This window comes from Corynebacterium lowii, from assembly GCF_001412085.1.
GTDB lineage: Bacteria > Actinomycetota > Actinomycetes > Mycobacteriales > Mycobacteriaceae > Corynebacterium > Corynebacterium lowii.
The window spans coordinates 16828-28892 of record NZ_LKEV01000004.1; the positions used below are offsets into that span (position 1 = coordinate 16828).

Consider the following 12065-nt stretch of genomic DNA (forward strand, 5'->3'; position numbering starts at 1 on the left):
CGCCGGGGCGGCAAATATGCTTTTCCTGGGTTGGGTGGTTACGCTGAAACCGTGACTGACTCTCGTGACCAGCGCGGTAGCCGACGCGGCCTGTGGATCACCCTCTCCATCATCTTTGGTGCCTTGGCTTTGGTGGCCCTCGTATATGCGGCAGACCTCCTTCTCACCAGGGGAAATGTTCCCAGGGGCGCCACCGTGGGCGGCGTGGAAATCGGCGGCATGGCCAAAGAAGAAGCCGCCGAGAAATTGGAGACAGAACTTGGGGATGTGGCTATCAAGCCCGTTTCTGTCCACGCCGGGGAAATGTTCACGCAATTTATTCCGGCGGATTCCGGGGTGGCCCCGGATTGGGCCGCCACGGTGGAGGACGCCGGGGCGCAATCGCTCAACCCGATTACCCGCGTGCGGGGTTTCTTTGACACCTATGAGGTGGACATCGTGAGCCGCGCGGATGACACAGCCTTTACCGCCACCCTGGAGCGCGTGCGCGGGGATCTTAGCCGTGAACCCCACAACGGCGGGGTGGCTATTGAGGCGGGCCGCGTGGTGACCGATCCCGCTGTCAACGGTCAGGAGATTAACCGCGAGGAATTGCGTAAGCGGGTGACCTCCGAATGGCTCAATCCCGAGGGCATTGAGATAGAGGCCAAGATCGTGGAGCCGGATATTCGCAACGACGCCGTGCAGCGCGCCGCCGAGGGCGACGCCGCCAAGGCCGTCTCCGCTCCCGTGGTGGCTCAGGGCCGCGATGGGGTCAAGGGCGTGATTCCGGTGGAGCGCATGGGTGAGGTGGTGACCTTCGCCCCCGATAAGGGCGCACTGCGCACCGACGTGAACCTAGAGGCCGCCCAGGCCATGCTGGCTGAGGGCCTGGCGAGCACGGAACGCACCCGCACCAACGCGCAGATTTCCTTTGCCGGTGGTTCCAAGCGGGTGACCCCGCACGTGGACGGCGTGAGCATCGATTGGGATAAGAGCGCCACCCATCTGCGCGATCGCATCGTGGGCACGCAGCCGCGCCAGTTCGACGTGATTTATATTGACGAGCCGGCTTCCTTTACCACCCAGGCCGCCGAGGCCGCGACCTTCGACGAGGTGGTGGGGGAGTTCACCACGGATGGTTACTCCGAGGCCTCGGGCAAGAATATCGCCCTGGTGGCTCAGGCCGTCAATGGTGCGCTGGTGCCCCCGGGCGAAACTTTCTCCCTCAACGGCTATACCGGCCCGCGCGGTAAGGCGCAGGGCTATGTGGAAAGCGGCATTATCCTCAATGGCCACGCCGATGAGGCCGTGGGCGGCGGCATCTCCCAATTTGCCACCACCTTGTACAACGCCTCCTACTTTGCGGGCATGACGGACGTGGCCCACACTCCGCACAGCTACTACATTTCCCGCTACCCCGCTGGCCGTGAGGCCACCGTGTACGAGGGCGCCATTGACCTGCAATTCCGCAATGATTCCGACCACCCCGTGCGTATTGATACCTCCGTGGGAGACGGCAGCGTCACGGTGAAGCTCATGGGTGTTAAGACCGTTAACGTGGAATCCATCAACGGTGGCCGCTGGGCGCAGACCTCCCCGGAAACGCTCAACCTCTCCGGAGATAAGTGCTCCGCCTCCTCCGGCGCTCCTGGCTTTACCACCTCCGATACCCGCATTATCAAGGACCTCTCCGGTGCGGAGATCAGCCGCGAGGAAACCACTACGGTCTATGACCCGCAACCGATCGTGAAGTGCAGTTAAACGCGCACTGTTAGGATTTGCCCCATGAGTGAGCACTACAATCTCTATGAATCTCTGGGGCTGAACCGGGAGAGCAGCAGCGAGGAGATCGCCGCCGCGCTGGACGCGCGGCTTGCCGATCACCTTGCGCGCGGGGGAGCGAAAAACGACCCCGCCTACGATGAGGCTGCCACCGCCCGCGCCATCCTGGGGGATAACGCCAAGAGGGGGCTTTACGACGCCCGCCTGGACGCCCCCGAGGGAACGTCCATCACCATCGGGGATTTAAGGGAGCTCGCCGGCCAGGAAGCCCCGGTGCGCCGCGTGCAGTACCGCTACGAGAAGGTATCGGCCCCGAACTCACTGATGGCCGCCTTCAAGGCCGCACCCGCCGTGGTCAACGGCGCCGCCTGCCTGGCGCTCGGCGGAGCACTCATCTCCCTGTTGGCGATGGTGCTGCTCTACCTCACCGCTCATCACGAGCGGCAGAACTTTGAGGCCTTCAATCAGATGTACGGCATGGGGACCGGGGCTCATGTCATGACGGCGGGCCTGGTGGCCTCGCTTGCCATCATGGCTTTTGCCGCCGCCCTGTATTGCCTGCACGGGATCGCCGTGGTGGCCATTGCGCTGCGCGGTGGCAATCCGATGGCTCACGCGGCGGCGGTGGCCTCCACAGTGGTGCTCCTGGTGCTCTCCTTGTGGGTGTGGCTCATGCCGTTGAATCTGGCCTATGCGGGCTTTATTTACGTGCCCTACCTGCTGGCCCTCCTGGTGCTTCTACTGCTGCCGGACTCGCGGGCCTGGGCCGCGGGGACGCGGCGGGTGCGGGAAGTGGTGTAGGGGTGTTTAGGGTCCGTTGGCTGGCCGGCGCGGACACTGGTGTTTGACACTGCTTAGAAGGCTTGCTATACTTCTTTGTGAAGCCCCGGTGGAGCGCTATCTGAAGGAGAAATCTTACAGATATTCTCGCCGGGGCATGGATATTTTCATTGCGGGGGCAATACTGTGGGGGATAAGCTGGATTGGATTGAGACGTGGCTGTCGGAGCCGCGTTGGCAGCGATATCTTTGCGTGGCTGGATATTCTGTGCAGGCGGGGCTCGAACTGTATGAGTGGAATCTGCAACTTGCTAGTGCGGTTATGCACGATGTTGCTCACATAGAAATTTCTGTTCGTAATGTTTATGACCAGAAGATTAGTGCAGCATGGGATGGAAAGCTGCACTGGCTATTCGATAGCTCCTCGCCGGTTATTGCACCGTTGATTCGTGCCCGTCGTCGTGGTGGAAACGTTGATCTGAATGCTCGGAACCGAGCTAGTATTGCTGATGCAAGAAACCGAGTTAGAGCTAAGTATCCTGATCCGGGTCAGGTGATTGCTGAGTTACCTTTCGGTTTTTGGAGAAATCTCACTGATGCGGCGCATGAGAAGAGTCTGTGGATACCGTTTCTCCACCATGCATTCCCTCAAGGGACGGATAGGAGAGCAGTGGAGTATGCGCTACGAAAGGTGAATATAGTTCGAAACCGTGCTTCACATCATGAGCCATTTTTTACTCTGAAGCAGCAAAATGTATTGCTTAATGCGCAGAGAAACATTGTCAATCTTGCGCGGATGCTTTTGCCGCCTCTGGCTGACTACATTATTGCAACGAGCACTGTGGAACAGGTTTTAGCGCAGACGCCCACTTTTTTAAATAAAGAGAGCCGATGACGGGAATCGAACCCGCGTATTCAGCTTGGGAAGCTGACATTCTACCATTGAATTACATCGGCACAGCGCCTTAAACATGGCCTATGTACAGCCAAGAGCGCTGCGTAACACTCTACACCATCGCGGCGAGCCCCAGGAAACCCCCTGCACGCCACCGGCTACACTCGTGGTTGTGCTTCTTTCCGACCGGGATATTCGCAAGGCCATCGACGAGGGCGATCTGGGTATTGAGCCCTATGACTCCCACCTGATTCAGCCCTCCAGCGTGGATGTGCGCCTGGATAGGTTCTTCCGCGTATTCAATAATTCCAAGTACACCCACATCGACCCCAAGCGGAAGATGGATGACCTCACCAGTTGGGTGGAGGTGGAGGAGAGCTTTGTGCTCCACCCTGGGGAGTTCGTGCTGGGGGCCACGCTGGAAAAGTTCAGCCTCCCCGCGCACCTGGCCGGCCGCTTGGAGGGTAAGTCCTCCCTGGGGCGCCTGGGTCTGCTCACGCATTCCACGGCGGGTTTCATCGACCCCGGTTTTTGCGGCCACATCACCCTGGAGCTGTCTAATGTGGCTAACCTTCCCATCGTCTTGTACCCGGAGATGAAGGTGGGCCAGTTGGCGCTCTTTGCGATGTCCTCTCCGGCGGAGGTGCCTTATGGGGCGTCGAGTTTGGGCTCTAAGTATCAGGGGCAGCGCGGCCCGACGGCCTCGAAGGCGTACCTGAACTTCCAATAATTCTTAATTGTTTGCCCCCGGTTCAGCCCCTGTTTACTCAAGCGGAGTAGCAGTGGAGGGCATGAAGATGAGCGTCATTGGAACCGGATACCTGGGGGCCACGCATGCGGCCTGCATGGCGGAGCTGGGGCACGAGGTGCTGGGGGTGGACGTCGATAAGCGCAAGATCGACGCCCTGGCTGCCGCCACCGTTCCCTTTTATGAGCCGGGTCTGCCGGAGGTGCTGCACCGCAACTTGGCGGCGGGGAAGCTGCGGTTTAGCACGGAGTATGCGCAGGCTGCCGAGCATTCCCAGGTGCATTTTCTGGCGGTGGGCACCCCGCAGCGGCGCGGGTCCTATGCCGCGGACCTCACCTATGTGCGCGCGGTGATTGAGGAGTTGGTGCCGCTGTTGGAGGGCGAGCACCTGATTCTGGGGAAGTCCACGGTGCCGGTGGGCACGGCCGCGCAGTTGCAGGAGTTGGCTGATTCCCTGGTGCGGCCGGGGGCGAGCGTGGAGATCGCGTGGAACCCGGAGTTTCTGCGCGAGGGGCACGCGGTAGACGATACGATCCACCCCGACCGCCTGGTGCTGGGCCTGCGCGAGGGCTCCGGCGCCGAGGCAACCGTGCGGGAGATTTACGCTGCGCCCATCGCGGAGGGTACGCCCTTCCTCACCATGAGCCTGCCCACGGCGGAGTTGGTGAAGGTTTCCGCTAATGCCTTCCTGGCTACCAAGATTTCCTTTATTAATGCCGTCTCCGAGGTTTGCGAGGCCACCGGGGCGGACGTCACGGCGCTTGCCGACGCCATCGGGCACGACGACCGCATCGGCCGCAAGTTCTTAGGCGCGGGCCTGGGCTTCGGTGGGGGCTGCCTGCCCAAGGACATTCGGGCCTTTATGGCGCGCGCGGGGGAGCTGGGGGTGGACCAGGCGCTCACCTTCCTGCGCGAGGTGGATGCCATTAACCAGCGACGTCGCGAGCGCGTCGTAGAGCTCACCCGCCGCTTCTGCGAGCATTCCCTCATTGGGGTGCGGGTGTGCGTGCTGGGCGCAGCGTTCAAGCCCAATTCCGACGACGTGCGCGATTCCCCGGCGTTGAATGTGGCGGGTTCCCTTTCCCTGGCGGGGGCGCATGTAACGGTTTATGACCCGCAGGCGATGGAGAATGCAGCAAGGGTATTCCCCACGCTGACCTATGCCCCCTCTGTGGAGGAGGCGTTGCGCGATGCGCAGGTGGTGATTCTGGCTACGGAGTGGCAGGAGTTCCGCGATCTTGACCCGCAGGAAACGGCGGATCTGGTGGAGCGGCGCAACCTCATTGACGCGCGCAACGTTTTGGACCTTTCGCGCTGGCAAGAAACCGGCTGGGAGGTCTGTGCACTGGGCAGGGCCGTGTGACGGTTGGGTCTGGTGTGGTGAAAGTTTCTGTTGAGGTTTTTGCGTGGCGCGGATACCATTGATTCTGATTTTTGGTAGAGGAAAAGCTGGTAGCCGCTTGGCTGGGAAATATGCAGCATATGATGGGCGCAGCATAGTTGCCGGTTAAGTTCGCAGTAGGCTACTTTTGTATCCTGAGTGACAGTTGAGTTTTGAGGAAGGTAGTTCAATGAAACGACGGGTCTCGATTGCCCTGGCTACTGCATGTGCGGTTGCGGGCATGAGCCTTGCTGGGGGAGGAACTGCCCTCGCGCAGGAGAATCAGCCGCCTGCTGATGTTGCACAGTTCCTTGGTGAGGTGGCCAAGGCTCCGGTGCCGATCCCGCAGCCCAAGGTTGCTGCACCTGCTCCTGTTAACCAGGATGTGCAGGAGAGCTACGTCAGCTTCGGTGATTCTGTGGCTGCGAACCCCACGGTGCTGGACATCATGGTGACCCGCGCGAAGAACCAGGGCCTGGATATTCAGTGGCCCACCATCCGCGATGGATTCTGTGCTCAGGGTGCTAATAACTTCCCCACCCAGGTGGCTCAAAAGACGGGCCTGCGCTTGGAGGATTACTCCTGTGGTGGTGCCACCGCCTACATGGAGGAAAACCCCAAGAGCGCCATTCCTCACGACACCATCAACGATCAGGTTTCCAAGGCTCTGGCCTCCGGTGCCCTGGATGGTCGTACCAAGCTGGTGAGCATTTCCATCGGTGTGAATGATCTCTGGCAGCCGGGCAACTACGAGAACGTGGGCCAGGAGCGCCGCAACGCGCTCTATCACGAGAACGTGACTCGCGCGCTGAACTGCATCAAGGAAGCGGCACCGAACGCCAAGGTGGTCATGCTTGGTCTGCCGGATCAGACGGATGGCGCAAACCACACCTGCGGTACCAATCTGCTTGGCATGGTTTCCCACTGGTACTTCCCCATCGTGTCCTACTATCAAGATGAGTTGCGCAACGCCCAGCGCGCGGCAGCTCAGGCTGGTGGGGCGAGCTACTTGGATATGGTCAGCGAGATCAACCTGGCCAATAACAACAACGGCTGCTCCCCGAACCCGGACCGCCTCAGCGCGGCAATCTTCGATGATGCACCGCATAACTTCACCTTCCATCTCACCGATGCCGGCCACGCGTACTACGCCAACCGCCTGGTACAGGAATACAACGCATAAGGAGTAACCATGAGCCCGGAATTGCTGACTCAGATCATCAATGACTACCCGCTGACCACCCCCTTGGTGCACCTCACCGGCACCTTGAACCTGGATGACTTTGCGGAGCGTACCCTCAACGCATGGCCGGATACCCGCCAGCTGATTGAGTACTACGGCTAAGCTTTTTCACCCCGCAGGGTTTTAACCTGGTGCCTCGATCACTCCGGAACGAGGCACCTTTCTTCTTTGGTCCAACTTTGGACGGGATTATCAGGAAATCCCTAGCCCATTGTTAATTCCACTGACTTTTTCCGAATAAAAAGTAAGGATCGTTACTTTCCATGACCACCGCTGTTCCCGGCCCCAAACCGCTACCCGGTATCGGAACTGCCTACAGCATCAATCCCAACAACCTTGTCCAGTCCATGATCGAGCTGGGACAAAAATATGGGGAGGTCTACGTCCAGCATTTTCCTGGGCATGAGCCGGTCTATATGGTCAGCTCCCAGCGCCTGGTAAACGAGCTTTCCGATGAAACTCGTTTCAAAAAAGTGGTGCACTCTGCTTTGACAGAGATTCGTGGTTTTGCCGGTAATGGTCTGTTTACCGCAGATCAAGAGGACCCGGAATGGGCCAAGGCACACCGTATCCTCATGCCGGCCTTCAACCCGGTAGCCCTCAAGTCCATGTACGACGGCATGTGCGATATTGCCGATCAGTTCATGTTTAAGTGGGCTCGTGCCCGCAACGATGAGAAGGTGGATGTTCCCGCTGATTTCACCCGCTTGACGCTGGACACCATCGCCCTGTGCTCTTTCAGCTACCGCTTTAATTCCTTCTACTCTGAGGGATTCCACCCCTTCATCGCGGCGATGGGTGATGGCCTGGCGGAATCTGGCCGCCGCGCGCACGCCCTGGACCTGCAAAAGAAGCTCAACGTTCTGGGACAGCGCCGCTTTGATAAGAACGTGGCGACGATGTGGGAGACGGTGGATACCCTCATTGCCGAGCGCCGCGAAAACCCCAGCCCGGCAGGCGAAGAGGACATCCTTGATGTGATGATGTCTGCCAAGGACCCCGAGACCGGCGAGGCCCTGTCCGATGAGAACCTGCGCTACCAGTTGGTGACCTTCCTCATCGCCGGCCATGAGACCACCTCCGGCCTACTCAGCTTTGCCATCTACGAGCTGCTGAGGAATCCCCGCGTGTGGGTGAAGGCCCGCAAGGTGGTGGATGAGGTGCTCGGCGGGCGTTTCCCGGAATACAGCGACTTGAAGGATCTGGGCTATATTGACCAGATTCTCCGCGAGGGGTTGCGCCTGTATCCCACGGCACCGGCTTTTGCTGTTACTCCGTATGAGACTACCATTTTGGGTGCCGATGAGGAGCACGAGGGTTTTGAGGTGCATCCGGGGGAAACGATCCTTGTGATTCTTCCGCTTATGCACCGTGATCCCAAGATTTGGGATAACCCGGAGGAGTTCCGCCCCGAGCGCTTTGACTTTGAAAATGCTAAGAAGATTCCGCACAATGCGTGGAAGCCCTTTGGCAATGGTCAGCGTTCCTGCATTGGTCGCGCCTTTGCCTTACAAGAGGCCACAATGGTGCTTTCATTGGTGGTTCAGCACTTTGATATTGAGTTTGCCGATCCGGATTATCAGCTTGAGGTGCTCGATGGACTGACCTCTAAGCCCAAGGATTTCTATATCAATGTGCGTCAGCGCCCCGAGTGCCCCTATGTGGGCCGTGGCGAGGAGAAAAAGACCACGGGCGTGGATGCCGATGCCACGGGCATGGAGTGTCCCGTGGCCCATGCCGAGGTGGAAACGGAACCCAACGGGCACAGCGTGCAGATCTTGGTGGGTTCCAATGCCGGTACCAGCCGAAACTTCGCGCGCCGCCTGGGTGCCTTTGCCACCGCGCAGGGCTATGAGGTGACCACCCTCGATCTGGATGACGCCGTGGAGAATATCTCCACGCAAGGCCCGGTGCTCATTTGCACCGCCTCCTATGAGGGGCTACCCACGGATAATGCCAAGAAGTTCGTGGAGTGGATTAGCAGCGACGCCAGCATCGACCTCAGCGGCGTAAACTACGCCGTCTTTGGTTGCGGCAACAGCGAATGGGCCGCCACCTTCCACCGCATTCCCACGCTTATCGACGACCAGCTGGCCGCTCTCGGCGCTCAGCGCATCGTGGAGCGCGGCGCGGGCGACGTGCGTAGCGATTACGTGGGCACCTTTGAGGAGTGGGCCGAGGGCCTGTGGGAGGCCGTGGCCGAGCTGGAAGAGGTGGAGCATACCGAGGCCAGCGTGGCGGAGAAGGTGAGCCTGGAGATTGTCGATGGCGGCCGAGGTGAAACCCTGCGCACGGAAAACAGCGAGGGCTTTGTTCGCGGCGTGGTGGAGGAAAGCTACGCGATGAGCCCCACCTTTGATGAGGGGCCGATCCGCGCCAAGCACCACGTGGCTATCCGCTTGCCGGAGGGTGTTACGTATCGCACCGGTGATTACCTAGAGGTGCTGCCGCGCAATCCGCAGCCGTTGGTGGATCGTGTGCTGGCCAAGTTCAACTTGAACGCGGATACTCGTGTGCGCCTGGATGGGCGCGAGAGCTTCCTTCCGCTGGGCGAGCCGCTGAGTATCGCGGAACTGCTGAGCGGATACGTGGAGCTCACGCTGCCGGCGGGGCGTCGCCACGTAGAAGCATTGGCCCAGGCCACACAGTGCCCGCCGGAAAAGGCAGGGCTGATGGATCTGTTGGAAAAGCAGACCTACGAAGAAGAGGTGCAGAAGAAGCGCCGCAGCGTGCTGGATCTGCTGGAAGAGTACCCCTCGGTGCAGATCAGCTTTGAGGACTTTGTGAATATGCTGGAGCCGCTGGCGCCGCGCCGCTATTCCATTTCCTCCTCGGCGCTTACTCAGGAGGCCAACTGCCCCACGCTGACCTTCACCGTGATTAATGAGCCCGCGTGGTCTGGCCGGGGCCAGTACACCGGTATTGCCTCCACGTATCTTTCCGAGCTGCCGGTAGGGGCCTCGGTGCCGGTGAGCGTGGTGCCGGGTAATGAGCACTTCCGCGCGGAGGAGGACGTCACCCGACCGATGATCCTCATTGGCGCGGGAACCGGACTGGCCCCGCTGCGAGCTTTCGTGGAGGATGTGGCCCTGCGGGCTGAGGAACAGGGCGTGACTCCGGGCCGCAGCCTGCTCTTTTATGGCTGCCACGGCAAGGATTCGGATTACCTCTATGCCGAGCAGTTCGAGGCATGGACGCAGCAGGGCGCGGTGGACATGCGGCCTGCCTTCTCCCGGCACCCCGAGGAGGGTCTTGACGGCGTTATCAAGTACGTCCAGGATCGTTTGTGGCAGGATCGTGATGAGGTCATGGCGATGGTGGCCGAGGGAGCTCGGTTCTTCGTATGCGGCGACGCCGAGCGCCTTGCTCCCTCTGTGCGGCGCACCATCACCCGCATGGTGGCCGAGGCTCATCGCCTCACCGCCGACGAGGCGGCGGAATACGTGCAGCGGATGGAGCACGAAGAGTTCAGCTACGTCAGCGACGTATTCGACTAGTTTTTGCAGTAAAGAGAGGTATTTCAATGGCTAGGTACACCCTGACTCCCGAGAGCACGCATGGCGTGCCGCGCAAGGAGATCATTAAGCAGTTCCTGTTCTTCCTCAAGACGATGAAGCAGCGCAGCGTGCTGGAAACGTCTCCGCTGGCGGATCTTCCGGGTGAGATCAAGCTGCGCAAGCGCTGGGGCAGCTTGGAAGGCGGTACGCTGGCGCTCACCGCTCAGCGCCACCCCGATCGCTTGGGCTTGGTGGATGACGAGGGCGAGCTCACCTACGCGGAGTTCTTCGACCACGTGTATCGCCTGGCGCATGGCCTTCAGAACTACGGAGTCAAGGACGGCGACAACGTGGCCGTCATGGCCCTTAATGGCCGCGCCGCGATCTTCCCGCTGAGCGCCCGCCAGCTGCTGGGCTATCACATCTTCATGGTGAACGCGAACAGCTCTGGCCCGCAGATTCACAAGGTGCTCGAATACCACGAGATCAATGCTTTCATCGTGGACCAGGAGTTCTACGATCGCCTCCTGCCGGAGACGAAGGAAAAGTTCAACATCATCATCGGCCACACCGAAGGGGACGTACCGGATGGTCTGCCTACCCTGAACCAGATCATTGATGAGACGCACCTGATTACCAACGAGGACCGCCTCCCGGAGAAGCCCACCAAGTCCGTGCACGTGGTGATGACCTCCGGTACCACGGGCATGCCCAAGGGCGTGGTGCGTCGCCAGCTGGTTTCCCCGCAGGGCATCGCCCCGGCCTTTGCCGCAATCCCGTGGCGCCAGGACATGACCGTGATGCTCCACGGCGTGCTCTTCCATTTCTATGGCTGGGCAAACATGCTGATTGCTATGCTTACCGGCTCCACCATCATCACGCGCCGTCACTTTGATGTGGACGAGACCCTGGACATCTTTGATAAGTACAAGGTCAATGCCTGGGTTTCGGCAGCCTCGCGCCTGCGTTCCATCATTGCGGAGCTGGATGATCGCGGAGTGAAGCACGTGGATGGCCTGGAGTTCATCTGCTCCTCCGGCAGCCCCCTCACCGAGTACGAGGTCACCCGCGTGGTGGACATCTTCGGCCCGATTCTGTGCAACAGCTACGGCTCCACCGAGACGGCTGGCCTAGCTATCTCCCCGCCGGAGCTGCTGGCTAAGGACACCAGCCTCACCGGCCGTATCCACCCCGGTTACCTCATCGAAATCCGCGATGACGAGGGCAACCTGCTCCCCGATGGCGAGATCGGTGAGATCTACGCGGGCTGCTACGACATGTTCGTGGGCTACACTGACCCCGATGCCCCGGTGCGTGTGGTCAACAAGCTCCTGCGCATGGGCGACCGTGGCTACAAGAAGGGCGACCTGCTCTACGTGCTGGGCCGCGCCGATGACCTGGTGATTACCCAGTTCGGTGAAAAGATCTTCCCCTCCGAGTTGGAGGATCTGCTCATTCGTGATCCCCGCGTGGAGGACGCCCACGTGCACGGCGTGAAGGACGCCAAGTTTGGCCAGGCCCTACGCGCCTACATCATCCGCGCCGAGGGCGTTTCCGCCGAGGACCTGAGCGAGGAAGAGGTGCGCCGCATCATCGTGGAGGAGCTTTCCGCCGCGCACGCCCCGCGCGACGTGTTCTTCATGAAGGATTTTCCGCGCAACCCGATGGGCAAGGTGATCCGCCCCGAGTTGCCGGATCACTCCACGGCTTAAGTTTGCTGTGAGTTTGTGAGGGAGGCCGGGCCATAAGTGCCCGGCC

General features: G+C 60.4%; 9 protein-coding genes and 1 tRNA gene. 9 read left to right on the forward strand and 1 reads right to left on the reverse strand.

Going from position 1 to position 12065, the window contains the following annotated elements:
* Positions 1 to 51 precede the first annotated feature (51 nt).
* The 3 genes from Clow_RS06865 (at position 52) to Clow_RS11750 (ending at position 3438) form a co-directional block, all read left to right on the forward strand.
* On the forward strand, positions 52 to 1743 hold the full coding sequence (locus tag Clow_RS06865; protein WP_055178210.1) for a VanW family protein: 1692 nt from the start codon (positions 52 to 54) through the stop codon (positions 1741 to 1743).
* Positions 1744 to 1767: 24 nt separating this feature from the next.
* Entirely contained in the window at positions 1768 to 2565 is a 798-nt protein-coding gene (locus Clow_RS06870; RefSeq protein WP_055178057.1) for a hypothetical protein, read from the forward strand.
* A gap of 165 nt (positions 2566 to 2730) precedes the next feature.
* Positions 2731 to 3438 carry an Abi family protein gene (locus tag Clow_RS11750; protein WP_169786573.1) on the forward strand — a complete coding sequence of 236 codons (708 nt, stop codon included), beginning with the start codon at positions 2731 to 2733 and terminating at the stop codon, positions 3436 to 3438.
* Here Clow_RS11750 and Clow_RS06875 read toward each other — a convergent pair.
* A tRNA-Gly gene (locus Clow_RS06875) sits at positions 3430 to 3500 on the reverse strand. The two genes, Clow_RS11750 and Clow_RS06875, sit on opposite strands and share 9 nt — an antisense overlap.
* Before the next feature lie 110 nt (positions 3501 to 3610).
* On the opposite strand from Clow_RS06875, the gene dcd reads away from it, so the two are divergent.
* The 6 genes from dcd (at position 3611) to Clow_RS06900 (ending at position 12019) form a co-directional block, all read left to right on the forward strand.
* A complete protein-coding gene (dcd, locus tag Clow_RS06880) occupies positions 3611 to 4168 on the forward strand; it encodes a dCTP deaminase (RefSeq protein ID WP_055178058.1) in 558 nt (185 codons plus the stop codon).
* A gap of 61 nt (positions 4169 to 4229) precedes the next feature.
* On the forward strand, positions 4230 to 5549 hold the full coding sequence (locus Clow_RS06885) for a UDP-glucose dehydrogenase family protein (RefSeq protein WP_156334731.1): 1320 nt from the start codon (positions 4230 to 4232) through the stop codon (positions 5547 to 5549).
* Between the two features lie 259 nt (positions 5550 to 5808).
* Entirely contained in the window at positions 5809 to 6750 is a 942-nt protein-coding gene (locus Clow_RS06890) for a GDSL-type esterase/lipase family protein (protein ID WP_169786574.1), read from the forward strand.
* Positions 6751 to 6759: 9 nt separating this feature from the next.
* Positions 6760 to 6912: a hypothetical protein gene (locus Clow_RS11755; protein ID WP_156334733.1), complete on the forward strand. Its 153-nt coding sequence runs from the start codon at positions 6760 to 6762 to the stop codon at positions 6910 to 6912.
* 161 nt (positions 6913 to 7073) lie between these two features.
* Entirely contained in the window at positions 7074 to 10307 is a 3234-nt protein-coding gene (locus Clow_RS06895; protein ID WP_055178060.1) for a bifunctional cytochrome P450/NADPH--P450 reductase, read from the forward strand.
* A gap of 26 nt (positions 10308 to 10333) precedes the next feature.
* Positions 10334 to 12019, forward strand: a complete 1686-nt coding sequence (locus Clow_RS06900) for an AMP-binding protein (protein ID WP_055178061.1) — start codon at positions 10334 to 10336, stop codon at positions 12017 to 12019.
* Positions 12020 to 12065 lie beyond the last annotated feature (46 nt).

Excerpts from the sequence above, each read along its gene's own strand:
- Clow_RS06890 (WP_169786574.1), top strand. The coding sequence starts at position 5,809 with ATGAGCCTTGCTGGGGGAGGAACTGCCCTCGCGCAGGAGAATCAGCCG.
- Clow_RS06870 (WP_055178057.1), top strand. The coding sequence starts at position 1,768 with ATGAGTGAGCACTACAATCTCTATGAATCTCTGGGGCTGAACCGGGAG.
- Clow_RS06895 (WP_055178060.1), top strand. The coding sequence starts at position 7,074 with ATGACCACCGCTGTTCCCGGCCCCAAACCGCTACCCGGTATCGGAACT.
- Clow_RS06900 (WP_055178061.1), top strand. The coding sequence starts at position 10,334 with ATGGCTAGGTACACCCTGACTCCCGAGAGCACGCATGGCGTGCCGCGC.
- Clow_RS11755 (WP_156334733.1), top strand. The coding sequence starts at position 6,760 with ATGAGCCCGGAATTGCTGACTCAGATCATCAATGACTACCCGCTGACC.
- Clow_RS06885 (WP_156334731.1), top strand. The coding sequence starts at position 4,230 with ATGAAGATGAGCGTCATTGGAACCGGATACCTGGGGGCCACGCATGCG.